The sequence below is a fragment of the Hungatella sp. genome (assembly GCF_046966825.1).
This window is the reverse complement of record NZ_JBKVCZ010000105.1, coordinates 1-24168: the sequence shown is the minus strand read 5'-3', so window position 1 is coordinate 24168 and position 24168 is coordinate 1. Positions and strand designations below refer to the sequence as shown.

Below are 24168 nucleotides of genomic sequence, written 5' to 3'. Positions count from 1 at the left end.
TGATGTAGGGTATAGTTTGACTTTAGCAGTAATGGTAATAGATTTCATAGATTTTGTACCTCATAACAGATTATGGGCCGAGTACATTTTACCGCAAATTGGAGTAAAAAGTAAACCGATGTTTGAAACCATCCGCATCCCGTTCATCCAATAGTTCCAGAGAACTGCCATCCAGTACTGCCTGAGTCAGCCGCTCCCCTTTATAACAAAGCTTCAACGAAAAGAAAGGCTGGTTATTCTGCAGCAATTCAAAGAAGATCAGGTCGCCTTCCCACAGACTCAGTTCCCGAATCTGATCCTTTTTTACCCATTCAAGCTGTCCTTCCCGGCAATCACCGATCGTCCCCTCATAGCGGTCAGCTGTATACAGGCACATATACTCTTCCGGCCAACGGTCAGAAACGAACGTCACAAGGCCGCGGAAACGCCATCTTAAGAGTGTGAGTCCGGTCTCTTCCTTCACTTCCCGAAGCAGACACTCCTCCGGACTCTCTCCCTTCTCAAAGTGGCCGCCTACGCCCAGCCACTTATCACGGTTCATATCCCCTTCTTTTTTCACCCGGTGCAGCATCAGATAGCTGTCTTCCGTTTCGATATAACAAAGTGTTGTAAAATTTGTATGCGGCATGAAATTTACTTCCTCTTCCCCAAAATTGTTATCCTTAGTAATCATCGTTCCAAAATTGATAAACGTACATCATCCACCATGACAGAAGTATAGTCTATGGTATTCAAATAATCCAGTATCTCCTGCTTCTTTCCGGAAATACAGTAGTTCTTCGTGGTCAGTACCGCCTGCTCCCTGGTCTGATCCAGCAATTCCTTCACTGGTTCCACCGTCGTAGGATATACGTAATACCGTCCTTTGCTTCCCATACGAAGGCCCAAAGCATTTAACAGCTGCGGCTGTGACAGCAGATATTCCAGATTCCCCAGATACTCCTGCTTTAACTCTTCATCTGTCATTCCCACCCGGTCGCGTTCATCCTCTCCCATAATGCTCTTTCTGATCGTAAGACCACCGCGTACCTTTCCTTCTTCATTATATATTTCCACCCAGTTTACCTGGATCGGGGCGTCAATCACTTCAGATACCGGTTTCGCGGTCCTGGTACTGAGTGATAAATGAATCACACTGGAATCCGGAAGTTCTTCCATCTCTTCCTTAAGCGCAGCTTTATCCTCTTCGCTCATCAGTCCGTAGCCATAACGGTTCGCGGTAACCGCCGTAAGATTCTGAGGATCCTCAACTGCAATTCTGCCCCAGTTTACATTCATCTTAACATTGGGAGGAAGTCCCACATATATGGGACTGCTGGTGTCCAAAACACTCATTTCAATTACGTAACGGCCAAATCCACGATCCTTCAGGCTGGAATCGTATACCGTTACATATGGCTGGGCAGTTTCGTAATAAACCCTCATATATTTCGTAAATTCATTCTCGTAGGCCGCCTCAGCCGATGTAAACAGGGGGCGTGGATTAAAACTGCAGAGTTTCATCACAGGATTAATGATCAGAAGCAGCACCGCCGCCGCAATCGCCACTGCGAAGAGCGTGCGAAGGCTGATCTTTGTAATCCTTCTGTTAATCTGACGCTCAATCTGCCTCTCCAGGCCTGTGTCCTCCATAATATTCCATTCCGGCAGATCACTCAAGCCTTCTGCCAGTTCATCAAAATCCTTCATGATCTTTCACCTCCAACAACCTCATGACCTGTTTCTTTGCACGGGACCGGATCTGCCGCACATTCTCTTTCGTGATTCCCATGGATCTTCCGATCTCCTCGTCGCTTAAATGAAAATAGACCGAATCCAGCAGCACTTCCTTATAGTGAACCGGGAGCGTGGTTATCGCTTCCAGTAAAAGACGCTTCTCCTCATCCTGAATCAGATCCTCCAGAATGTGATCCTCCTGCCTGATAAGCGATAAATCAAAGCTTCCTTCATCCACCAGACGGTTACGCCTCTTCCACAGGTTGAAATACTCATTCTTCAGTACCTTGGTAAGCCAGTAACGCAGACTTCCGCCTCCCTCATAAGACAACAGCGCTTTTAAAAATGTGGACTGCACCAGGTCTTCCGCATCAGACCGGTTACCGGAAAGAGACAGCGCATAGACGTAAAGCGGCCTGTAAAACTGCCTGTATACAGTTGTAAACTCGTCCTGTTCCATGCCCATCCCCTCCTTCTGACTATAAAACAATCCAGCCAGAGATTTGTGACACTTTGGGTGAAAAAAAAAATGTTAATTGGTGATTGCCGTATCCTCGTTCATTCCTGCTTTTGTCTCCGGTATTCTGCCCGCAGCCCCCATAACTTCCAGAGAAACCACGCAGTTTGTTTCCTTTCCGTTATACAGTACCGGAATCTGGCAGATTCCTTCCTGCTCCCAGTTGCAGCTGCTCAAATCAAAGGTAAATTTTGATAAATCATATTCCTCTTCGGAAAAATAATTCTCAGCCCTGATATCCGGCTCCTTTCCAACCTCTGTTTCTGCATAAAACGTGGTTTTCGTCCCCTGGTCAAACAGCGGATCATTCTTTCCGGTCAGATTTCCGTACAATGCTGCCAGAATAATTACCAGCACAATCGCGCTGAACAGTGATATATGAATTTTCTTCATAGTTTTCCTCCTTGCCTCTCAAACAGTCCGAATCGGCATATTTCTCCGCCGGCCGGAAGGTCAATGTTTTCATTATAAACATTTGCTTTACTGATGTAAAGTTTCGTGGTATATTTTGTAGGAACTATTTTGATAACAAAAGAATATAAGAATTGAAGGTTATAAAAATGAATACGAATGCGATTCAATGGAGAAATGGGTTAAAAGACGGAATCCCCATCTGTCTCGGATACTTTGCAGTGTCCTTTACCTTTGGCATTATGGCTTCCGGCGCTGGTCTTTCACCCTGGCAGGCAGTCATCATGTCCTTTACAAATCTGACATCGGCGGGGCAATTTGCGGCGCTGGGAATCATTGCAGCGAAGGCGCCCTTTATGGAAATGGCCGTGGCTCAATTTATCATAAATCTGCGATACTGCCTTATGTCCTGCTCTCTTTCCCAGAAGCTGGACGAAAAAACGCCATTTTTTCACCGCTTCCTGATCGGATACGGTGTTACCGATGAAATTTTCGGAGTCTCCGTGTGCAGGCCTGGAAGGCTGAGCCCATTTTTCAGCTACGGCCTGATTGCCGTCGCGGTACCGGGCTGGACTCTGGGTACTCTTCTCGGTGCGGTTTCCGGAGATTTCCTGCCTCCTCGTATTTTGAGTGCACTAAATGTAGCCCTGTATGGCATGTTTCTTGCAGTTATTATCCCTCCCGCTAAGGGAAACCGGATTTTATCAGGGGTTATCGTGGTATCCATGGTCTGCAGCCTGATCTTTGCAGCAGCACCGGTATTGAATACCATTTCATCGGGATTTAAAATTATTATTCTGACACTGCTGATTGCAGGGGCGGCCGCATATTTATTCCCGGTAAAAGAGACAGGGGAGGAACAGCATGAATAACCGTATTTATTTATACATACTCGTCATGGCGGGAGTCACTTATCTGATCCGCGTTCTCCCCCTGACCTTGATAAGAAAAGAAATTAAAAACACTTATATCCGCTCATTTTTATATTACGTACCGTATGTGACGCTGTCTGTCATGACGTTTCCGGCAATCTTAACTGCCACGGCAAGTGTCTGGTCGGCTGTGATTGCCCTCGTGATTGCTATTTTCCTGGCTTACAGAGGAAAAAGCCTTTTTGTCGTATCACTGGCCGCATGTACGGCTGTATTTCTGACTGAATTATTCCTGTAGGGATCGTTTGGGGCAGAGATCGTTTTCATATCAAACAGTCTTATGATTTCAAACAGAAGAGCAAGTGAATTTCTGATTGAAACCATGAGGCTGTCTTTTATCAATCTGCCATTTTATTATGAATAGTCTTCAAGATCAACCATTCCATTTAATATAATTTCTTTCATGAATTCCTGCATCTGATATTCATGATCAAAAGTGACTTTCCTCTCTTCCCCCATTCTTTCCCTGTCCTCTGAACAGCCATTGGATTTCCCGGAATCTTCCGGAAAAAGTATCAGATACGGCTTCCCGGACACTGGATTAATCTCTTTTTGTATTTTACGTATGGAGAAAACATACTCTCCTCTTTTCTCCAAAGAGACCTTCATATAACTGATTTCACTCATATTCAAACACCAGGCGGGCTCTTTTAAATAAGCGTATTCTTCTTCCAGGAAAACAGGATGGCTCCTGTCTTCTGAGGCCAAAAATTCAAATATCAGTTCCATCGTCCCGCCGGGTATCCGCTCTTTCGAAGACAGAAGAAATAACTGGCGAAACGTAACCGATGCGCTGGTTAGAAATGTGTCATCCACACATTGATTCTGACAAATAGAATGAATTTCCTTTCGTATGGATGGGGTTCTCAAAAGGGAGGCGATGGGGATATTCTTTCGTTCCAGAATTGGACGTTCCTGCATAATAGTGCTCCTCTCCTCGTTTACACGAAAGTTATCTTGGTTCGTAAATAAGATCCGTTATGCCGTTATATAATCGGGTTTTGATGCATTTTAATTTAATTTCCCCGTCTGCAGGCGCCCCCACCGGACTCGCTGTCCGCGGAAATAAAGGAAGGCCGGAGCCTAAAATGGTTGGTATGACGGAAATATGGTATCGGTCAATCCTGTTTTCCCTTATCAGAGGCTGAATTATGTTCGCCCCGCCGCAAATCCAGATACCTTTTCCATCTTCCTGTTTCAGTGCGGTTACCAGACTGCAGACATCTTCCTTCGTAAACTTTATTTCTTCCGTTGAAACCATGGTCCGGTGGGTCACAACATGGGTTGTCAGCCCACGGTATATCCATTCATCGGGTGACAGCTCAGTTGCCACCTGATGATACGTGTTCCAGCCCATAACGACTGTATCAATGTCTTTGATGAACTCATGATAGCTTTCCATATCGTCGTAATCCGGTTCCTGACCGGCCAGCCAGTCTACACTGCCGTTTCTATCCGCAATATAGCCGTCTAAGCTCATGGCGATGAATAGGGTTACTTTTCGCATAGGGTACCTCCAATGAAAAAATAATCAATCTGCGCTTCCCCTTCCGTATATAAATAAGAGCCATACATCGGTATCGTGCAGCACATGACCCTTCTGCCCCCTGGAACCAGGATCTGATAGCCGCTGTTCGACTTGACACAGGCAGGCCTCTTTGATTTTGCACCGAAAGAGATATACTTCGCTGTGGTCTTCAAATCAAGCCATTGCTGGTCGACCGCCCCTCTCGCCTTCAATACCTCTTTTTTGCTCCAGTCGAAATAGGTCCACGTCTGATTTTTGGCAGCGTTTGCGATCTGTCTTGGCAGTGATGGATTTTCGCTGAGAAGAAGCATCTCTTTCTCAGTATAGAAAGAGATTCCGCCATTTTTCTTGTCGATCCGCAAGAGCAGCTTTCCAAATTTTACTTCCACACGGCCTTTGTCTTCCCTGTAATTCCATTTAAGCCTTGGTGTGGGCTCAATCTCTGCCGGTATCTCCGGAAGCTGGCCTAATGATTCCCCTGCAAAACTGATTCGAACCGTGTTCTCCGAGATCGGCGTGATCCGAAGAACTCCGCAGGCATTCGTCACCTCAACATAGCTTTTATTGCCGGTCACCCATCGTACTGCCAGATTTAATTTGGAATGGCCCAGCGGTCTTAAGCTGTTCGTACCCGGAATTACTCCAAATTCCGATTTTTCTGACGGGCTATTTGCAGCGCGTGCTTTTTCTGACCGCTTCTCTTCGATGGAATTCTGAACAACAATTCGCTTCGGTCCGATGCGGTTGCGCAGCTCCATCTCGAATTTCCCATGGGATACGCGTTCCAGTTCTATTTCCCTGTTGGTTTTGGGCTTCTCCTCACGCACCCGCCTGGCAGGCTGCTCCTGCCGCACGACTACGTACTTCTGTTTCTTCTCCTCTGATACAGTGGTACCAATCAAATCTGTCAATTTCCCGGAATAAAGCACCACCAGTTCATGGAGCGCTCTCGTAGCCGCCACATAAAGCAGTCTCGCAAAGCCATCCTCTGACGGATAATTCTCTTCACTGGCATTAAAAAGGAGAACGGCATCAAATTCCAGACCTTTTGCATATTCGATCGGCAGAACCATAACACCGCTTCCAAACTCTTCCGTTTCCGCATCAAACTCCCGAAGCTCTACTTTTTTGCGCAGCTCTTTCGTTAATTTGCTCACTTCCTCTTCGTCTCTGCAAATGACTGCAATCGTTTCATAGCCCTTCTTCTGCCATTCCAAAATAGTGCCCGCGGTCTCTGCAATCAGCCGTCCCTCCTCCTCGCAGCCCGTCGTTCGAACTTCATTTCCGTGACGGATAATCGGCTCAACCGGATAAATAGGAAAATTCCCATGCTGCAGAATATTCGTTGCGAAATTAGAGATTTCCACCGTATTTCGATAACTTTTTCTCAGCAGCCCGAAATAATCAAATTCCCCTGGCAGCATAAGGCTCCTGAGTTCCTCCCAGTCTGTCAGTCCGTAATCAAAATAGATATTCTGGGACACATCGCCCATAATGGTATACGTACATTTACTGAGGCAGTATTTTAATGCCCCATAGGCCATCATGCCAAAATCCTGCGCCTCATCGATAACCACATGGCTTGCTTCCTGGATGACCTCCGTCTCCTTGATTCGTTTATACAGATAAGCCAATGCGGCCAGATCGTAGAGATCGAAGGAATTTCCAGGTAAAGGAATCCTGGTTCCTTTTTCCCTTTGCTCTGCCAGAAAGCTGTCGTACAACTCAAAAATGGACCCCTTCCACTCCCGTTTTCCGAAATAGGTCTGGTAATACTTCAGAAGCGCCTTCTGCTCTTCCGGCGGATACGTATAGTATCTTCCATATATCTCATTCTCCACCTTCGCCATCAGGTGCTCCGTCAGCTTGTCCAGCTTGTCAGGAAGTGACAGGAAATCAAACTTCTTAAGCAGCCCCTCTATGGAGCTCCGGGTCATCAGCAGGCGGTGTGTCTTTTCCGTATAGACGTCCTCCAACGGAATATAGCTCCACTCGTAGCGCCGGCAAAACGATTCCAGATCATGAAACCAGGAAAAGCTGCCTTTTACGCAGGCCGTTTTATCTTCCCGATCCAGTTTTTTAATCGTATATTTCCGATCATCCCAGTCCTCATACAGAAGACGCGTGAACAGCTGCTCCATCGTCATCTGCGATACGCCGTAAACGTCCAGATCCGGTAAAATACCCGTGATATAGTTGAGAAGAATCCGGTTGCTTCCGATAATGTAGAAATCCTTTGGCTGAAATTCCAGATCGTAGTTATACAAAATGTAGGAAATGCGGTGCATGGCCACAGTCGTCTTACCGGAACCGGCCCCGCCCTGTACAATGACATTATGCTGCGGCCTCTTACGAATGATCTCATTCTGCTCCTGTTGAATCGTTGCAATGATATCATTTAAAACGGATCGTTTATTCCTGGCAAGGTATTTTGTCAGCAGATCATCATTGGCCACTACGTCCGAATCGTAAAAATCCTTCAGTTCATCGTTTTCGATTTCGTAGGTGCGCTTTCTGGATAGATCGATCTCAAAAGCCCCTTCTCCCTTTACCGAATACGTACACGCTCCAAGGGAACTTTCATAATATACCGATGCGATCGGCGCCCTCCAGTCGATGACTACCAGCTCTGCGGAATTCTTTGTAATTGCCGCCTTTCCAATGTAGTAACACTCTTTCTTTAACAGACTGGCATCAGTAAAATCAATTCTTCCGAAATACGGCTTTTTTCTGCTTCGCTCCATGCGGAGCAGTTCCTGCCGGACCTGCTGGAATCTGGCGTCGGTATTGAACCACAACGCCAGACCTTCTTTATCCTCAACATCATAAATTTCCTTCAGTTCATGCAGTTCATCTGCTAAATTCTCAACAGAGGACCTCGCCTGATTTAAATTCCTGTCCGCTATGGCAAGAATTTCTGAAAGTGTATTTCTCTCATCCTCCAGGGTGACTCCCGGTATACTCTTTGTGTCTGTCTGATTTATCTGATTCATGCCTGTCTCCCTTCTTCTTCGTTCTGCGCATATTACTATCTTAGCAAAAAAAAGAAAAAATGGTAGACTTGTAATAAAAAATTATGTATAATGGATAATGAAGTGTGCCCGGAGATCCGTCAGGGCATTTTTTTATTCAAGAACAGCTAAAACAAGGCTTATAAGTCTGTATATCTTCTTGTAGTGTGATGCCGCAAAGTAGCATGAAATAAGGTGTTTCTTAAATCTCTGCTTGATTTGGGTATATCGCTTTGCAGAGTGATTTTGTAAAGTTGGGCGGCACAAGCATTTCTTTACCAGCTGGTAAAAATAGCACATATGCGGAGCGTTAGAAGCCTGTTTTCGAAGGTATTGGTATTGCTACCCTAAACTGCCTAACTTTTGATTGCTGGAACAAGGATGTATGCTCCATTTCCGGCGGTCTAAATGTCCGCTGATAGACAGCGTCCAACGGACGTGCAGCCGCCCCGCCAGGGGCGTCGCTCATATTCATATCTACGACTTATGATGAATAAGATGCACTATGTTAAATACTCATCTATCCATTGTTTGGAAAACATCTAAAGGTTATCAAATTATTATCAGGGTCTAAAAAACTCATATTCTTTGCACCCCAAGGTCTTAATGTAGGAGGTTCAACAACCCCTACTCCAAGTTCAACCAGTCTTGCATATTCCGCATCAACATCATCAACGGTAAATGCAATGCAAATATTATGCGGATTCGATTTACGCTCCACTCCATCATTATAGACTGTCAATGTAGTTTCCTCTGATATAATGTATTGATGAGTATCATCATTGCTTTCATTATCGATACCAAAAAGTAATTTATAAAAATTGGCTAACCGAATAACATTGCTTGTTAGTAAGCACACCTCTCCGATTCTCATTTAAAACTCTCCTTCGCCTCTATAATCTCTGGTTCGCCTTATTTGCCTAAAGCGAACTTTCCATATAGTCTAATTGTTGCTCGAAAAATAATCACACTCTCGAGTTTTTACCTTCCTTCAGCATTTTCGTTTAATCCATTATTTCGCTTCCACATATTCCACGCATCACGGCTGCATGAAATCAAACAGGCTCATCTGCTTCCCCATACCCGGATCACGCTGTTTTCCTGCATTTTCCCGCGTTGTCACTTCCTTTGGAATCGCTTCCAGAAACGGTGACGGTTCCTGCGATGTAATCAGGAGCAATTCGTCCTTTGCACGGGTCATACCAACATAGAACAGACGGCGCTCTTCAGCTTCATCGATATCCTGCTTACCGCTCTCCAGTGGAATCAGCCCTTTTCTGACTCCGCACATCAGAACCACTGGAAATTCCAGCCCCTTTGAGCCGTGGAGCGTCATGAGTGTCACAGAATCCGATGTATACGTTTTGCCTCCGCACCGTTTTATATCACTTTCCTGCCCAAAGGTCAGGTTATCGAGGAATTCGGCCATATTTTTATAAAAAACAGACATGGATGCCAGCTTTGCCACGCCCTCTTCTTCCTGCAGATTCATATCCGAGACCCAGGCCTCCAGAAGCTTCTGCGGCTTTTCCTTTTTCATCTTTTTCCGGTACTTCTCAGCCGCCGCATCGAAAATACTCCCGGACATTTCATCCTCCGGCAGCTTCCATAACAGCTTCAAGCTCAGCCGCCGCACCGTCCGGTCCTCCGGGTTAAGAAGCGCTTTGAAAAAACAGAGCGTTCCCCGTACAGCCGGCTCCATCAGGAAATCTTCCCTGCCGGCAACCACATAAGGAATTCCCTCTTTTTTCAGACAGGTCTCCAGAAGCTCCGCCTGTCTGTTGGTACGGTACAGCACGGCAATGTCCGAAAAGCTTCTGGCTCTTAAGTCATCACCCGTTTCCAAATGCCCCTGCGCGTCCAGCATATCGATTCCGCCGATCAGGCGGTTAATCTCTTTTGCCACAAAGATATCCTCTGACATCTCCCCGGACGCCGTCACCAGGCGCACCGGAGTACCAGCCTGCCTCTGCGGAATCAGTCTTCGCTCCGGTCCATCGTTTTGTGAAATCACGCCGGAGGCCGCCTCCAGGATCTGCGGAGTGGAACGGTAATTCTGCTCCAGACAGATTGTGGTTATCGGAGGATAGTCCTCTCTCAGCTTTTCAAAACATCTAGCATCCGATCCCCGGAAAGAGTAGATCGCCTGATCCGGGTCTCCAATGACAAATAATTCTCTTCCACCCTTATTCCATTCCTGAATCAGCCGGTACTGAACAGGGCTGATATCCTGGAACTCGTCTACCAGCAGATAAGAGAATCCCTGGCGGATCGTTTTATTCTTCCCCTCCTCTTCGAAAAGGTGAAGCGTTTCCAGAAGCAGATCGTCGAAATCCAGTATCCCCTGCTCCTTCAGCTTTCTCTGATACGCCTCGTAAGCCTCTGCCGGAACCGATTCCGTCTCTTTTTCCAGACCGCATTTTCTCGCGGAAACCTGCCGCAGGAACTGTCTGACCGGCAGGTTCAGCTCCCGGTCTGCAATGACCTCTTCTGCGGTATCCTTCATCTCCAATTCATCGGCCAGAGTAAACTCCAGGCCTGATTTTTTCAGGATATCATAGCAAATGGAATGAAAGGTTCCGATTCTCATACGGCTTACGAATCGTTTCCCGCCTAACTGGCTTTCCAGGCGCTCACGCATCTCCCTGGCCGCCTGATTGGTAAATGTAACGGCAGTCATTTCCGTCGGTTTTACCCCTCTCTCCTCCAGAAGATGGAAGGCATGGGCCACCAGTGTCTTCGTCTTTCCGTTCCAGGGCCTGCAGCCACATTGATGGTGCGCGAGATTGCTGTCACAGCGGCCTCCTGCTGCGGATTTAAGCCGGACGTAAGCTGGTGGGAGGCCGCTTCGTCTCCGCCCGCGTCAACCGTTCCCTCTGTCCTCTGTTTCGCCCCTTGCTCTGATGAATGATCCGGAACCGCCATCGCAGCCGCAGCCGTCTCCATGCGTGACAATTCTGCCATCTCGACTCCCGTAAACAGGCTGAGCTGTCCGTCCATTCCGTCCAGTTCCATCTGATCGAATAAGCGTATGGTCCCGTATTCTCCGTCATAGCCCGGACGGCGTTCCACTTTTCCTTCGCGCAGTCTGCGGATTCCCTCTGCCGTCAGGCGGCCGGAGACCTTTTGGATATCTTCAATCGGAAGCTCCCTGAGAATTGAAAATTCTGAGCCGAGTGCGGTAAGCATTTCATAATACTGATTTTCCACCTTCCGGCTGGCCGCTGAATGTCCGGTGGATGCGGCGATCACCTCCGGCAGCGGAACCAGGCTCTCAAATGCCTTCGCTCCCGGCAGCACGAAGCCTTCCTCCCGGTCCGCCAGCTGCTCCACGCGGTGGGAAACGCCTATGGTCAGTTTTCTGCCGCAGACAGGGCATTTACCGGAGTATTTTTCCGCGTCCAGAGGGCTCAGGCAGAGATGGCATTTCCGGTGGCCGTCATAATGGTATTTGCCTTCTTCCGGGAAGAATTCGATGGTTCCCACCAGCCCCTCTCCCGTCTGTATCGCCGTCTGCAGCCCTTTATAGGATAATTCCATATCGAGTAAGTTCGCTTCCCGCCCCAGCTTTGCAGGGGAATGAGCGTCTGAATTGGACACCAGCTGATAGCCGTCCAGCGCCGAAAGCCGCCAGTTCATGGGCGGATCGGAGGAGAGTCCCGTTTCCATGGCGTGGATGTACGGAGTCAAATCCTCATAGCATTCTTCCACCGTGTCAAACCCTGAAAATGCTCCGAACAGGGAAAAATGCGGCGTCCAGATATGCGCCGGAATATAGATCGATTCAGAATTGAGTTCCAGCATAATTTCCAAAAGATCATGGCAGTCCAGCCCCAGGATGGGACGCCCATCGGAGTGAATGTTGCCGATCGTTTCCAGTTTTCCTGCCAGACACTCAGCCGCCTCCAGCCCCGGAAGCAGAATCACACTGTGCACTTTCCGCACCCGGTCGTGTTTCTTGTAAATGGAACTGATCTCTCCTGTAATCACAAAGCGCGGTGCAGCTGAAGCACCTGCCGTTTCATCTTTGATCCGGTACTCCTCCTTCAGCACATAGAGCCCGTCCTCCGCCGGCTCCAGCTTCTCCTCCAGCTCCTGACGCCATGCCGGATGGGTAAAATCCCCGGTACCGACAATGGAGATCCCTTTTCTCCTGGCCCATAGATCCAGATATTCCGGTGTACAGTCTTTGCTCGTCGCCCGTGAATATCTGGAATGAATATGTAAATCCGCTATATGCATAATTTTTCACCTGCTTTTTGTCAATATATGGTATATTATAGTCTTCTTTGGCAGACGGCGCAAGAAGGTTTCCGAACAGGATTTCTCAAATATAATACTCACTATAAGGGGCCGGTTCCCACGCGACTGCGGTAAAACGATAAAAGACATGGTTGTTCCGCGAAGGAATCAATCCATGTCTTTTATTTTTCTGATTCTGAATTTAAAATAATAAATGCGATATCACTGCAATCACCGGAACCGCGATCACAGTACGAACCAGGAAATGAATGACCAGATCCGTAAATTTCATTGAAAAGCGTGCCCCAAGCATGGCGTTCCCCGCTTCCGTCATGAAGATAATCTGAACGATGGAGAGAAGTACCACAAAAAATACACTCTGAGCCGCCACACCCGTACTGACGGAAATAGCCGGCAGGCTCACTTCAATAAATCCCAGAAGCACAGCAGGCGCAATCTGAGCCGCGTCCGGAAGGCCTAAAAGCCTCAGCACCGGGGCAATCGGATATCCCAGCCACGTAAATACCGGCGTATGGTGAACCAGCGTCAGCGTTACAATCACAATCGGAATCATATACGCGATAATTCTCTGTGAGAACTTTAATGCGCTTAAAAGGCTGGCCGTAAATTCATGGAATGTAAACTGTCTGGAGCAGAGAGCCGCTGCATTTACCGCCCGCTGAAATCTGTTTTTTCCCGCTTCAGCATGATTCGGGCCGGCTTCACGCCTTATGTCCCGGTCGTCGTCTCCCTTTTCCAGCTCCCCGCAATACGTCTTCGGAATTCTGGAGATCGGTGGAATCCGCACCATAACCGCGGTCATAACAATCACCAGAAGGAATGTCAGTACCAACAGGGTACCATACATTTCATTGATGCCTCCGATGGAGCAGAGCACACCGATATAGCCCACAGAGATCGTGGAAAAGCAGGTGGCCGCGGCAATGGCTTCCCTGCGGTTGTATACCTCATTCTCGTAGTACTGGTCCGTCATGTAAACACCTACAGCCGCACTGACCACATAGGATGACAGGCAGTTGATCGCCGCAGCCCCAGGCAGGCGAAACAGCGGCCTCATCAGAGGCTCCAGAAGCGTTCCGACAAATTCCACGATTCCTGATTTGAGGATAAATACGATAAACCAGCCGCACACAGACACTGTAAGCATGACCGTACCGGCCAGACTCAGGATTTGTCCGCCCACTCTCTCATCCGCAAATTCCGCGGCCGGAGGAAGCTTAAACCATACCGCCAGGACGACCAGAAATGCGGCGGCATAATGAATCAGCTTTGAATTCTTGTCATCTGCATGAAGTCTGACGCATGTTTTCTGTTTAAGTACCTTAGCGCCAAAGATCGTACCCATAAGTACGATTAACATCAGAAGCACCAGATATTTTAAATTGTCTCCAAGTATATCTTTGATCCAGCCCACCATAATTACGACAGGCACCCGGGAGCCGTCCACCGGGATAAAATACAGGAAAATCCCAATCAGGCTCAATACCGTAAATCTGACTATATCCTTTTTCTCTACCTGTTCCATGAATCATTCCCCTTAATATATAATGTGTGTTACGAGTGAGACCAGCGGCAGTGCGATGGCTGTCCGTACCAGAAAAATAACAATGAGTTTTCCGGCATTCAATGGAATTTTGGATCCCATAATAGCATTGCCAGCTTCGGAAAAGAAGATAATCTGCACAATGGACAGAAGGGCTACAAAAAACCTTGTCTGCTGCGCCGCCGCACTTCCTCCAATCAGAATTCCCGGAAGGCTGACTTCCACGATTCCAATGAGAACGGAAGGAGCCGCCAGAGCGGCATCCGGTATCCCCAGAAGTTGAAGCACCGGAATCAGAGGATACCCCAGCCACGTAAACAGCGGCGTATAGTAGACCAGTATAAGAACGAACAGCACGGTGGGAATCATGACGCCCACAATCCTCTGAGCAAAAGTCAGCGCCTGGAAAAGATTCTGAAAGAATGCTTTGCCAGTAAAGCTGCCGGCCTTCCGGACACCGGCCTCCCACGCAGCTGTGAGGCGGCATCTCCAACCGAGCCGTTTTGTCCCGCAGAATTTTTCGCTGCCGTCTATGTAGCAATCCGCCATCCGGCAGAGCGGAGGAATCCTGACCATAATCATCCCCATCAGGAGTACCAGAAAAAAGCTTCCGGCAAGGAGTTCTCCATACATATCCCCGATTCCTGATACGGATGCGATGATGCCGATATACCCCACACTCACAACACTGAAGCTTGTAACCACCGTACAGGCCTGTCTTGCAGTATACCGTTTTCTCAAGTAGTACCGTTCCGTAAAGTATACGCCTACGGATGCAGAGGACACAAAAGATGAAAGTATGTTCACCGCGGCTTCTCCCGGAAGACGGAACATCGGCTGCATAACCGGTTCCATAAGGACCGATACAAACTCAACGATACCGGACTGGATAATAAAGATTACCAGGCAGCCAGCTACTGCAATTGTGATAAATACAGTAGACCCTAGATTTAAGAGCGTTCCTCCTATATTCGGATGAACCAGGAACGGCAGTGTGCTACCAAAGGCCTTCAGCAGCACGATTACGGCGCTGAGAAGCCAGAATAAGCAGCGGATACGTTCCCCCTTGAAGTACTCTTCCATCACAGGGATTTTGAAGATTCTGGCCGCCGCAAGTTCCACTGCGAGGGCTGTACACGATATTACTGCAACCAGGGGAAGCAGCTCTCCCAGACACAATTTTATGGTGTTTATCAAAAGAACCACCGGAATCATCCCCTGATATACCGGTAAAAAGAACAGGACTGCTCCGATGAAGCTCAATCCGATAAAACGTATCCCACTGCTGTTTTTCATCCCCTCAACAGTCCTCTCAATTTCTTCTTAAGCGTTTAAATGCATCCATTACGATTCCTCTGGAGGCAAATACTTTATAATCCCGGTCAAACTCCCTGGGCGTAATCTCCATGATCAAATCCGAAAGAATCCGAGCAGCTTCCATGATATTACTTTCATTTAAGGGCTTCCCACGCAGAAATTCCTCCGCTGCGGTGAGTCTTACCGGTTTTAAGGAGATTGCTCCGATGACCAGACGCACATCTTTCACGTAATCGCCGTCCATCTGGACTCCAAGGGCAATTCCGATTCTGGAAATCGTCACTTTGCGGCGAAATCCCAGCTTGACAAAAGAACTTACGAATGCAGGACGAGGAAGAAATATTCTGGTGACAGCCTCGTTATATGTCAAAGTCGTTCTGCCCGGTCCCGCAATAATCTGTTCTATGGGTTCTACCCTGTTTCCCTCCGCCCCCATGATTTCCACCTGGGCATTGTATAAGTAGAGCACTGGAAGCAGATCTCCGGCCGGTGACGCGTTGCCTATGTTTCCGCCTATGGTTCCATTATTGCGGATCTGCAGGGAACCAACGTCAGAAGCAGCATCCATCAGCGCCGGAAAATACTCCTTTACTGCCGGATGGTTCTCAATCCCGGTCATCGTGGCGTAAGCGCCGATCACCATGCGGTCCTCCTCCACCGTAATGCGTTTTAACTCATCGACATAACCAAGATAGCACAGCGCGTCCGGCTTCGAGAGGCCCATATTAAGTCTGATAATGAGATCCGTTCCGCCTCCGATTATCTTATCTTTCTCCGTCATCCTGCCAAGACATGCTGGGATCTCCTGAAGTGTTTTTGGCGTATATGAAATCATCTGACTCCTCCTTCCTCTGCTGTCCGCCTGACGGCTCTGATAATCTGGGTGTATCCGGAGCAGCGGCAAATATTGCCGGACAGCGCCGTTCTGATTTCCGCTTCCGATGGATTGGAATTATGCATCAAAAGCGCTTTAGCGGACATGATCATGCCCGTAGTGCAGTATCCGCACTGGATGGCTGTCTCCTCCACAAAGATCCTCTGGATATCGGACAGCTCTCCGTTTTCTTCCAGTCCCTCTATGGTAATCACGCTTTTTCCTTCCAGCTGACAGGCCAGCACCAGACAGGAATGGACTGCTTCTCCATCAATAATTACGGTACATGCGCCGCATTCTCCCTCTCCGCATCCTTCCTTTGTCCCAGTCATATGTAATTCTGTACGCAGAAGATCCAAAAGACGTCTGTCCGGCTCTGTCTCAACCACCGTATTCCGCCCATTCAGTATAAAATCCAGTTTCATTTACCGTTCCATCCTTTCTCGTAAATAGCCGGTTATCACATCGGGGGAAAGTGGAATGCTGTTCATGTCGCTGTCCAGGGCATCATTGACAGCCCCTACGACAGCCGCAGTTACCGGAGTGTGACATACCTCCCCGATGGATTTTGCTCCGTAAGGTCCTTCCGTCTCTCCATCCTCAATGAATTCCACTCGTACCGTGGGCGCTTCGAATGAGTTTATCACATGGTAATCCTTCAGACTGCCGCAGGGTCTGCCATTGGCTCTTGTAATAACATGCTCGCTCAAAGCGGCGCCGCTTCCCATAACGACGGCTCCCTGCGTCTGAGCGACACAGATCTCCCGGTTAATTGCCTGGCCTATATCATGGACTGCCAGATAATCCAGAATCTTTGTCATACCTGTGTAGGTATCTACCTCTACCATGGCATAATGGGCGCCCGCCACACCTGGATTAGAATCCGGTATATATTCATAACTCACAAATACTTCCTGCTTTAATACCTGCTGAGACTGATCCGCAATCTGGCTCCACGTATAACAGATTTCCGGCCTGCTCACCGAGTGTACGGTTTCTTCCTCCACAACCATATCCTCAGCCGGTATACCCGCCAGCTTCGACGCATGATCGGCCAGACGCGCCTTAAATTTACGTGCGCATTCCACTGTCGCACGGCCCTGCACGAACGTCGTTCTGCTGGAAAAGCATCCCACATCCAACGGTGTATAACGGGTATCTCCCTCCCCTACCGCCACTTTATTAAGCGGAAGTCCCAGTTCTTCGGCGGCAATCATCTGGAAGGCAGTAACCGTACCGCACCCATGATCATGCAGCGTTATATTACAGTGCACGCTTCCGGTCTCTGAAAGGCGCATATCTACTCTGGCATAATCCGTTTTGGAGGGATAAAAGCTGTTGACATGAGCGCCCAGGGCAACTCCCAGTCCCCGTTTATACCGCGTGTTCTCCTGGTCAAACGTTCTGACCTCTTCCTTTCGTTTATCCCATTCAAAATGCTCCCTTCCCTGACGCAGCGCCTCTTCCGCCTTAAAATTTCCGATTGGCGTGTCGATCAGCGGATCCTCATCTCCCGGGTGCATCACATTTTTAATTCTCAGATCAACCGGATCCATTTTCAGCTTCCTTGCCGCCATATTCATATTATGTTCAAACATAATCGTGGCTTCAGGAGAAGTCCAACCACGAAAAGCGCCGCCAATGATCGTATTGGTAAGAGCTACTCTGGAATGGAACCGGCAGTAAGGGTATTTATATCCGCGAAACAGCTTATGAGCCACCGTTCTGGCATAATTCAAAGAGTTCCCCAGATAGGCGCCTGCATCCAGAAGCAGATCACAGTCCACCCCCTTCAGAGTACCATCCTCCGAAAACACAAAGTCTGCATCAAAATGCATGGGCGCCCTGGAATACGTGGACACCATGGTTTCGTTTCGGTTAAATACCAGCTTCACCGGTCTGCCTGTTCGTAAGGCAGCGGCAGCAACCACTGGTTCCAGCACCCATTCCTGCTTTCCTCCAAAGGAACCACCCATGGTCGTCTTAATTACACGGATCCTGTTGTAATCCATCTCAAAGATGTCACCCAGTATGGTACGGATTCCATACACCGTCTGATTCGGTGAATATACGGTCAGCTCGTCTCCATAGCGGTCGTAATCTGCGACGCAGGCATGGGTCTCCATACAGATATGATTGATTCGGGATAAGTCCGTGGCCGTATGTATTTCCACCAGCCCTTCTCCCTCAGGCTTCGTCCCTGTCACATGCTCCCCGCCCTCAAACACGGCTCCTGTCTCATGGATTCCGTCAATCTTTCCTGTAAGCGTGTCAAACATATCGAGGGAATAGGCCATCTCCTCATATTCCACTTCAATGAGGGAAACTGCCTTTCTGGCGATGGCCTCCGTCTCTGCAATCACGCCGGCAATCCTGTCCCCCACATATCTCACATGGGAATTGAAAATACGCGCAGTGTGAACGAGATCCTGTCCAAACTGAGTCTGATACTGGTTGTACTCTTTCTCCGTCGTGTTGAAGCAGTGAATAACATCGACGACCCCCGGAAGGGCAAGGGCTTTGCTGCAGACCAGATGTTTCACAATGCCGTGCGGTATGGTACTGAACAGCAGCGCCATATGCAGCATACCCTTAAGCTCCATGTCCCCTGCATACACCGCTCTTCCCGCAGCCTTGCTTCCGGCATCGTGTATGGGATAGCTTTTACCAATGTATCTCATGCATACCTCCTTGTAATTATCTATACCTATTTTATTGTTTTCTTTTTTGGTATATATACTCGTATAGTATAAAATCATTTTTGGTATAAGTAAAGTTTATTTTGGTATATATACTCTAATTTTCTCAGGTGTTTCAAGGTACAAAAAAAGGCAGATACGAAAACGAATTATATCGTTCCATATCTGCCTTTTAAATGCGCGAAATTGATATATCACTCCGCTTATTGATGAACTTCTCTGCCCTTATATCCGATGCTTCATACTGCTGTAACTGTAGCTGTCACCAGGATGATAGCTCCTGCAAAACATCATCACCTTTCCTTTTGATTCAAAGGTACTCTTAATCTGCAGAATCGGTGAGTCAATCCTGACATTCAGAAGGACTGCAGTATTATGAAGACACAGAAGTGCCTCTACCTGCGCAATCAAATCAATGTCCTCAATCTCCGTTTTCGTCTTCACTATCTGCTGAAGACCCAGATTATAGAAAGAGGAGTCGATTGTTTCAAAAAAATCTGTATTCATATAAATGTCCTCATACGCATATGGAACCATATCCATATATCGCACCCGCCGGATTCTCCAGTATGGTTTTCTCTCCTGCGGATCTAGCTGCAGTGCTTTGTAACCGTAATTGCCTTCCGTACATTTTTTGCAGCTGATGATCTTGATCGAGGCGCCCTCCTGTCCTCCTGCCGCCGTAATCAGCTCCTGCTTACTCACCTTTCCCTTAGTCAGAAAGGTTCCGCTTCCTTTTTTTCGTATCAGAAGCCCCTCGTACATCAACTCTTCCACCGCTCTGCGAAGAGTCATACGGTTTACGCCCAGCATGGCTGCCATCTCCCGTTCCGGCGGAATCGGCTCATCCGGCTGGTATGCACCTGAATTAATCTGCTCCAGAAGATACTCCTTCACAGCCAGATATTTTTTCTGCATCACAACTCCTCCTTCATCTCTGCACTTATGAAACATATAACACAATCCTAAAATCATGTCAACCGATTTTCGTATTTTATCAATTGGTATAGATTAAAAAAAGTACATACCGCTCATTTATCCCATTCAGCAAAAAATCCTCTTCATCACATATTTTTCACATTTTCATCAAATAATCTTCACATTCATTGGGTATATTAATACTCGTAAACAAGGTAAACACCTTTTCAACATAAAACTTTTTTTCATACTCAAAGCCGGCAGGATCCCCCTCTTGCCGGCTTCCTCCCTTTTGGGGAGAACTTTTCATCTATTGCCTTTCTCATCTGTGTTTGATAATATATACTTATTAAATATAGGGCAGAGGGTATGATTATGAAGAAGAATATTTTGGTTTTGAGTGCTGCTTTTTTTACATCTGCATGGCTGGCTGCGTGCAATTCTGGGAATCAGCCATTTCCGGAGCCGCCTGCCGCAACTGAGATCAAAGAAACGGAGACAACAGCCGAAGTTAAAAAAACAGCCGAATTCTCAACAGGCTCCTGGGATGGCTATACCTTTACCAGCCCCTGGCTGAATCTTACTTTTACTTTTCCTGAGGACTGTACGATTTCCACAGAAGAGGATATTAAGAAAGTCCTGGGAACCGGCCAGGAGATTCTGGTCAACAATGGTGTTTCCAATGAAGTGCAGTATAAGGTTGCAGAGTTTACAACCGCCTATGATTTTATGGTGATCCTGCCGGATCAGTCCTCAAACGTTCAGCTGGTGCATGAAAATATTTCTGTTGCAACTCTTGGAAAAGGTATGTCTGCTTCACAGTATTTGGACACTGTGAAGGAGCAGTTAGGGGCTTTGGAGGATTATAGCTATGAGTTTAAAGATTATGAGGATGTTAATATAGGAGGACAGACCTTTACGAAGCTTTCGGTTTCTGCGCTTGGAGGGGCCATGCTTCAGGATTATTACTGTATTTCCAAAGGAAAATATATTTCTTCCATAATTGCCAGCTATATCCCTGATTCGGCCGAAACAGTTGAAGCTGTTATGGCAGGGGTTACGGCTGCGAAATAGAAGGCAGCTATACTCATTTTAACTTGTTTGTAAAAAACAAAAATGCCGGAGCCCTTGATCTTACAAGGAATTCCGGCATTCATTCTTTATTCCAGATACTTCTTTACATACTGCCCCGTGTATGACACCGGATTTGCAGCCACTTCCTCCGGGGTTCCCTGGGCAATCACTGTGCCGCCCTTGTCTCCCCCTTCCGGACCGATATCAATAATGTAATCCGCAGTCTTTATGACATCTAAATTATGCTCAATAACGACCACGGTGTTGCCGCCTTCCGACAGCTTCCGCAGAATCTCGATCAGCTTATGGACGTCGGCGAAATGGAGTCCCGTCGTCGGCTCGTCCAGCAGATAGATGGTCTTGCCCGTCCCACGCTTGCTTAACTCCGTCGCCAGCTTGATACGCTGTGCTTCACCGCCGGAAAGCTCCGTGGAAGGCTGTCCCAGCCTGATATAGGAAAGTCCCACATCGTACAGGGTCGCTATCTTTCTCGAGATGGAAGGAACGTTCTCAAAGAACTTCAGCGCCTCTTCCACCGTCATATTCAGCACGTCATAAATACTCTTGCCTTTATACTTCACATCCAGCGTCTCACGATTGTACCGCTTTCCTCCGCAGACTTCACAGGGAACGTAAACGTCTGGCAGGAAATGCATCTCAATCTTAATGATACCGTCGCCGCTGCACGCCTCACACCGGCCGCCCTTCACGTTAAAGCTGAAACGGCCTTTGGAATAGCCCTTTGCCTTCGCATCCGATGTCGATGCAAACAGATCGCGGATCAGATCGAATACGCCGGTATATGTGGCCGGATTCGAACGCGGGGTTCTTCCGATCGGGGACTGGTCGATGGCGATGATCTTATCCAGCTGTTCCACACCTTCAATGCACTTGTGCTTGCCCGGAATGGTCCTTGCCCGGTTTAACTTCTTCGCCAGCGATTTATACAGGATCTCGTTCACCAGAGAACTCTTTCCTGATCCGGAGACACCGGTCACACACGTCATCACGCCCAGAGGGAATGTGACATCGATATTCTTTAAGTTATTCTCCTTCGCTCCGCGGACGGTCAGGTAGCCTGTCGGCTTTCTGCGCTCCTCCGGAACCGGAATCTTGATTCTGCCGCTCAAGTACGCGCCTGTGATGGAATCCTTGCACTTCATGATCTGGTTTGCCGTTCCGACGGCTACCACATTGCCGCCGTGCTCGCCTGCGCCCGGACCGATATCGATGATGCAGTCCGCCGCACGCATGGTATCCTCATCATGCTCGACCACCAGCACACTGTTTCCCAAATCCTTCAAATGAAGCAGCGTTTTTAACAGCTTGTCGTTGTCTCTCTGATGAAGGCCGATACTCGGCTCATCCAGAATATAAGCCACGCCCACCAGGCCGGAGCCAATCTGGGTCGCCAGACGGATACGCTGTGCCTCGCCTCCCGATAAGCTGCCGGTGGCGCGGGTAAGAGTCAGATAATCGAGGCCGACGTCGATCAGGAACGTCACTCTGGCCCGGATCTCCTTTAAAATCAGGTCGCCGATGGAATGCTGCATCGGTGTCAGCACCAGCTGGTCCAGGAACTCCCGGAACTTGACGATCGACATATTGGTCGCTTCATAGATATTCTTATCTCCCACCGTAACCGCCAGAGACTCTTTTTTCAGTCTCATGCCGCGGCACGTCGGACACGGGGTAATCCGCATGAAGGTTTCATACTCCGCCTTGGACGCCTCGGAATACGTCTCGCGGTATCTGCGGGCCACGTTCTGAACCAGGCCTTCGAAGGCAACATCGTATACGCCTTCTCCACGCTGGCCCTTGTAGTGCACCTTGATCTCCTTTCCATTCGTTCCATTAATCAGGACGTCATGGATCTCCTTCGGGTACTCCTCAAACGGGGTATCCAGATCAAACTTGTATTCCCTGCTCAGCGCCTCTAAAATGGCGCGGGTAAAGCTTCCCTTATCGGTACAGGACTGCCAGCCCAGCACGGTGATCGCGCCCTGGTTGATGCTCAGGCTCTTGTCCGGAATCATCAGGTCTTCATCAAATTCCATCTTATATCCCAGTCCGAAACAGTCCGGACAGGCCCCGAAGGGATTATTGAAGGAAAAGCTTCTCGGCTCCACCTCGTCAATGCTGATTCCGCAGTCCGGGCAGGAAAAGCTCTGGCTGAAGGTAATCGGCTCGCCGTCAATCACATCCACGGTCATCAGCCCGTCGGAAAGCTCCATCACGGTCTCAATGGAATCGGCAAGACGCTTCTCAATCCCTTCCTTCACCACGAGACGGTCCACCACGATATCAATGTTGTGCTTGATGTTCTTCTCCAGCTTGATTTCCTCTGACAGCTCGTACATGCTGCCGTCGATTCGGATTCTGACGTAACCGCTTCTCCTGGCATGATCCAGAACCTTCGCATGTTCGCCCTTCCGGCCCCTTACCACAGGAGCGAGAAGCTGAATCTTCGTCTTCTCCGGCAGTCCCATAATGTGGTCCACCATCTGGTCCACCGTCTGCTTCTTAATCTCCCGTCCGCACTTCGGGCAATGGGGAATACCGATTCTCGCATAGAGAAGTCTCATGTAATCATAGATCTCTGTCACCGTTCCCACCGTAGAACGCGGGTTGCGGTTCGTGGACTTCTGATCGATGGAAATGGCGGGGGACAGCCCCTCGATACTCTCCACATCCGGCTTCTCCATCTGACCCAGGAACTGGCGGGCATAGGAAGACAGCGACTCCATATAACGCCTCTGCCCTTCCGCGTAAATCGTGTCGAACGCCAGGGAAGATTTGCCGGAACCACTGAGACCCGTTAATACCACCAGTTCGTTTCTTGGAATATCCAGAGAGATGTTTTTAAGATTGTGCTCATTGGCACCTCTGATTTTAATATACTGCTTTGCCATACATATGACTCCTGTCTGAAAGTATGAAATAAATAATCAATACTATATGATCTGTGCTGTTTCCAGCACTCATTCTAATGGTCTGCCATCTCATAATATCACAGCTTTTTCATTTTTGCAAACATTTGTTCGTGTTTTCCATGATTTTCTGTTTTCCCATTTTCGGGAAGGACAGGCCCCTGTTTTCAGCAGGAAAATAAAGGGATTCCGCTCACATAAACCACACCCTCTGATTCGTCACCGATATCGCAACCGCCCCCGCATTCAGTGCATTCATCACATCCTCCTTATCGGAGATCAGGCCGCCTGCGATGAGGGGCACGTTCACGGTACTGCACAGCTTTTTGATGATCTTCGGCATCAGCCCCGGCAGAATCTCCACCGCGTCGGGCACCAGGGAGGCGCACTGTTTTTCGATATTTCCAAAGGCCATGGAATCAATCACGAAGATCC

At 48.2% G+C, this 24168-nt stretch carries 19 protein-coding genes and 1 pseudogene; 3 read left to right on the top strand and 17 right to left on the bottom strand.

Annotated elements, in window-relative coordinates; all coding sequences use genetic code 11:
- Positions 1 to 88: 88 nt before the first annotated feature.
- The 4 genes from ACLTD4_RS24740 to ACLTD4_RS24725 form a co-directional block, all read right to left on the bottom strand.
- A complete protein-coding gene (locus tag ACLTD4_RS24740) occupies positions 89 to 628 on the bottom strand; it encodes an NUDIX hydrolase (RefSeq protein ID WP_243008395.1) in 540 nt (179 codons plus the stop codon).
- A 41-nt stretch (positions 629 to 669) separates the two neighbouring features.
- A complete protein-coding gene (locus tag ACLTD4_RS24735) occupies positions 670 to 1689 on the bottom strand; it encodes a hypothetical protein (protein ID WP_117623834.1) in 1020 nt (339 codons plus the stop codon).
- Positions 1676 to 2176, bottom strand: coding sequence for an RNA polymerase sigma factor (locus ACLTD4_RS24730; RefSeq protein ID WP_117623833.1), 501 nt, complete (start codon positions 2174 to 2176; stop codon positions 1676 to 1678). The genes ACLTD4_RS24735 and ACLTD4_RS24730 overlap by 14 nt, the downstream gene beginning before the upstream one ends.
- 72 nt (positions 2177 to 2248) lie before the next feature.
- Positions 2249 to 2626: a hypothetical protein gene (locus ACLTD4_RS24725; RefSeq protein ID WP_002600658.1), complete on the bottom strand. Its 378-nt coding sequence runs from the start codon at positions 2624 to 2626 to the stop codon at positions 2249 to 2251.
- A 167-nt stretch (positions 2627 to 2793) separates the two neighbouring features.
- Here ACLTD4_RS24725 and ACLTD4_RS24720 point away from each other — a divergent pair, with 167 nt between their 5' ends.
- Both ACLTD4_RS24720 and ACLTD4_RS24715 read left to right on the top strand, forming a co-directional pair.
- Positions 2794 to 3516: an AzlC family ABC transporter permease gene (locus ACLTD4_RS24720; protein ID WP_002600659.1), complete on the top strand. Its 723-nt coding sequence runs from the start codon at positions 2794 to 2796 to the stop codon at positions 3514 to 3516.
- Positions 3509 to 3814, top strand: a complete 306-nt coding sequence (locus tag ACLTD4_RS24715; protein ID WP_117623832.1) for an AzlD domain-containing protein — start codon at positions 3509 to 3511, stop codon at positions 3812 to 3814. Before ACLTD4_RS24720 ends, ACLTD4_RS24715 begins: the two co-directional genes overlap by 8 nt.
- A gap of 116 nt (positions 3815 to 3930) precedes the next feature.
- Here ACLTD4_RS24715 and ACLTD4_RS24710 read toward each other — a convergent pair whose 3' ends face one another.
- The 11 genes and pseudogenes from ACLTD4_RS24710 to ACLTD4_RS24660 form a co-directional block, all read right to left on the bottom strand.
- On the bottom strand, positions 3931 to 4305 hold the full coding sequence (locus ACLTD4_RS24710) for a hypothetical protein (RefSeq protein WP_243008396.1): 375 nt from the start codon (positions 4303 to 4305) through the stop codon (positions 3931 to 3933).
- 223 nt (positions 4306 to 4528) lie between these two features.
- Positions 4529 to 5083 carry a dihydrofolate reductase family protein gene (locus tag ACLTD4_RS24705; RefSeq protein ID WP_117623830.1) on the bottom strand — a complete coding sequence of 185 codons (555 nt, stop codon included), beginning with the start codon at positions 5081 to 5083 and terminating at the stop codon, positions 4529 to 4531.
- Complete coding sequence (locus ACLTD4_RS24700) at positions 5071 to 8097, bottom strand: 3'-5' exonuclease (protein WP_117623829.1); 3027 nt, start codon at positions 8095 to 8097, stop codon at positions 5071 to 5073. The genes ACLTD4_RS24705 and ACLTD4_RS24700 overlap by 13 nt, the downstream gene beginning before the upstream one ends.
- A 538-nt stretch (positions 8098 to 8635) precedes the next feature.
- Positions 8636 to 8989, bottom strand: a complete 354-nt coding sequence (locus tag ACLTD4_RS24695; RefSeq protein WP_117623828.1) for a VOC family protein — start codon at positions 8987 to 8989, stop codon at positions 8636 to 8638.
- A 165-nt stretch (positions 8990 to 9154) separates the two neighbouring features.
- Positions 9155 to 12357: pseudogene (locus tag ACLTD4_RS24690) on the bottom strand (UvrD-helicase domain-containing protein).
- Positions 12358 to 12559: 202 nt separating this feature from the next.
- Positions 12560 to 13903 (bottom strand): YjiH family protein, encoded by a 1344-nt coding sequence (locus ACLTD4_RS24685; RefSeq protein ID WP_117623826.1) that lies wholly within the window; start codon positions 13901 to 13903, stop codon positions 12560 to 12562.
- A gap of 12 nt (positions 13904 to 13915) precedes the next feature.
- Positions 13916 to 15217: a YjiH family protein gene (locus ACLTD4_RS24680; protein ID WP_117623825.1), complete on the bottom strand. Its 1302-nt coding sequence runs from the start codon at positions 15215 to 15217 to the stop codon at positions 13916 to 13918.
- 16 nt (positions 15218 to 15233) lie between these two features.
- Positions 15234 to 16073, bottom strand: coding sequence for an FAD binding domain-containing protein (locus tag ACLTD4_RS24675; RefSeq protein WP_117623824.1), 840 nt, complete (start codon positions 16071 to 16073; stop codon positions 15234 to 15236).
- On the bottom strand, positions 16070 to 16537 hold the full coding sequence (locus tag ACLTD4_RS24670) for a (2Fe-2S)-binding protein (protein ID WP_002600668.1): 468 nt from the start codon (positions 16535 to 16537) through the stop codon (positions 16070 to 16072). The genes ACLTD4_RS24675 and ACLTD4_RS24670 overlap by 4 nt, the downstream gene beginning before the upstream one ends.
- Positions 16538 to 18793 (bottom strand): xanthine dehydrogenase family protein molybdopterin-binding subunit, encoded by a 2256-nt coding sequence (locus ACLTD4_RS24665; RefSeq protein WP_412331642.1) that lies wholly within the window; start codon positions 18791 to 18793, stop codon positions 16538 to 16540.
- 243 nt (positions 18794 to 19036) lie between these two features.
- Positions 19037 to 19729 (bottom strand): GntR family transcriptional regulator, encoded by a 693-nt coding sequence (locus tag ACLTD4_RS24660; RefSeq protein WP_117623822.1) that lies wholly within the window; start codon positions 19727 to 19729, stop codon positions 19037 to 19039.
- 375 nt (positions 19730 to 20104) lie between these two features.
- Here ACLTD4_RS24660 and ACLTD4_RS24655 point away from each other — a divergent pair, with 375 nt between their 5' ends.
- On the top strand, positions 20105 to 20803 hold the full coding sequence (locus tag ACLTD4_RS24655) for a hypothetical protein (protein WP_117623821.1): 699 nt from the start codon (positions 20105 to 20107) through the stop codon (positions 20801 to 20803).
- Positions 20804 to 20889: 86 nt separating this feature from the next.
- On the opposite strand, the gene uvrA is transcribed toward ACLTD4_RS24655, so the two are convergent.
- Both uvrA and ACLTD4_RS24645 read right to left on the bottom strand, forming a co-directional pair.
- Positions 20890 to 23715: an excinuclease ABC subunit UvrA gene (gene uvrA, locus ACLTD4_RS24650; protein WP_002600672.1), complete on the bottom strand. Its 2826-nt coding sequence runs from the start codon at positions 23713 to 23715 to the stop codon at positions 20890 to 20892.
- A 211-nt stretch (positions 23716 to 23926) separates the two neighbouring features.
- The coding region (locus tag ACLTD4_RS24645; protein WP_412331641.1) for a glycerol-3-phosphate responsive antiterminator at positions 23927 to 24168 on the bottom strand (242 nt) is incomplete at its 5' end.

Excerpts from the sequence above, each read along its gene's own strand:
- ACLTD4_RS24740 (WP_243008395.1), bottom strand. The coding sequence starts at position 628 with ATGCCGCATACAAATTTTACAACACTTTGTTATATCGAAACGGAAGAC.
- ACLTD4_RS24735 (WP_117623834.1), bottom strand. The coding sequence starts at position 1,689 with ATGAAGGATTTTGATGAACTGGCAGAAGGCTTGAGTGATCTGCCGGAA.
- ACLTD4_RS24730 (WP_117623833.1), bottom strand. The coding sequence starts at position 2,176 with ATGGAACAGGACGAGTTTACAACTGTATACAGGCAGTTTTACAGGCCG.
- ACLTD4_RS24725 (WP_002600658.1), bottom strand. The coding sequence starts at position 2,626 with ATGAAGAAAATTCATATATCACTGTTCAGCGCGATTGTGCTGGTAATT.
- ACLTD4_RS24720 (WP_002600659.1), top strand. The coding sequence starts at position 2,794 with ATGAATACGAATGCGATTCAATGGAGAAATGGGTTAAAAGACGGAATC.
- ACLTD4_RS24715 (WP_117623832.1), top strand. The coding sequence starts at position 3,509 with ATGAATAACCGTATTTATTTATACATACTCGTCATGGCGGGAGTCACT.
- ACLTD4_RS24710 (WP_243008396.1), bottom strand. The coding sequence starts at position 4,305 with ATGGAACTGATATTTGAATTTTTGGCCTCAGAAGACAGGAGCCATCCT.
- ACLTD4_RS24705 (WP_117623830.1), bottom strand. The coding sequence starts at position 5,083 with ATGCGAAAAGTAACCCTATTCATCGCCATGAGCTTAGACGGCTATATT.
- ACLTD4_RS24700 (WP_117623829.1), bottom strand. The coding sequence starts at position 8,097 with ATGAATCAGATAAATCAGACAGACACAAAGAGTATACCGGGAGTCACC.
- ACLTD4_RS24695 (WP_117623828.1), bottom strand. The coding sequence starts at position 8,989 with ATGAGAATCGGAGAGGTGTGCTTACTAACAAGCAATGTTATTCGGTTA.
- ACLTD4_RS24685 (WP_117623826.1), bottom strand. The coding sequence starts at position 13,903 with ATGGAACAGGTAGAGAAAAAGGATATAGTCAGATTTACGGTATTGAGC.
- ACLTD4_RS24680 (WP_117623825.1), bottom strand. The coding sequence starts at position 15,217 with ATGAAAAACAGCAGTGGGATACGTTTTATCGGATTGAGCTTCATCGGA.
- ACLTD4_RS24675 (WP_117623824.1), bottom strand. The coding sequence starts at position 16,073 with ATGATTTCATATACGCCAAAAACACTTCAGGAGATCCCAGCATGTCTT.
- ACLTD4_RS24670 (WP_002600668.1), bottom strand. The coding sequence starts at position 16,537 with ATGAAACTGGATTTTATACTGAATGGGCGGAATACGGTGGTTGAGACA.
- ACLTD4_RS24665 (WP_412331642.1), bottom strand. The coding sequence starts at position 18,793 with ATGAGATACATTGGTAAAAGCTATCCCATACACGATGCCGGAAGCAAG.
- ACLTD4_RS24660 (WP_117623822.1), bottom strand. The coding sequence starts at position 19,729 with ATGCAGAAAAAATATCTGGCTGTGAAGGAGTATCTTCTGGAGCAGATT.
- ACLTD4_RS24655 (WP_117623821.1), top strand. The coding sequence starts at position 20,105 with ATGAAGAAGAATATTTTGGTTTTGAGTGCTGCTTTTTTTACATCTGCA.
- uvrA (WP_002600672.1), bottom strand. The coding sequence starts at position 23,715 with ATGGCAAAGCAGTATATTAAAATCAGAGGTGCCAATGAGCACAATCTT.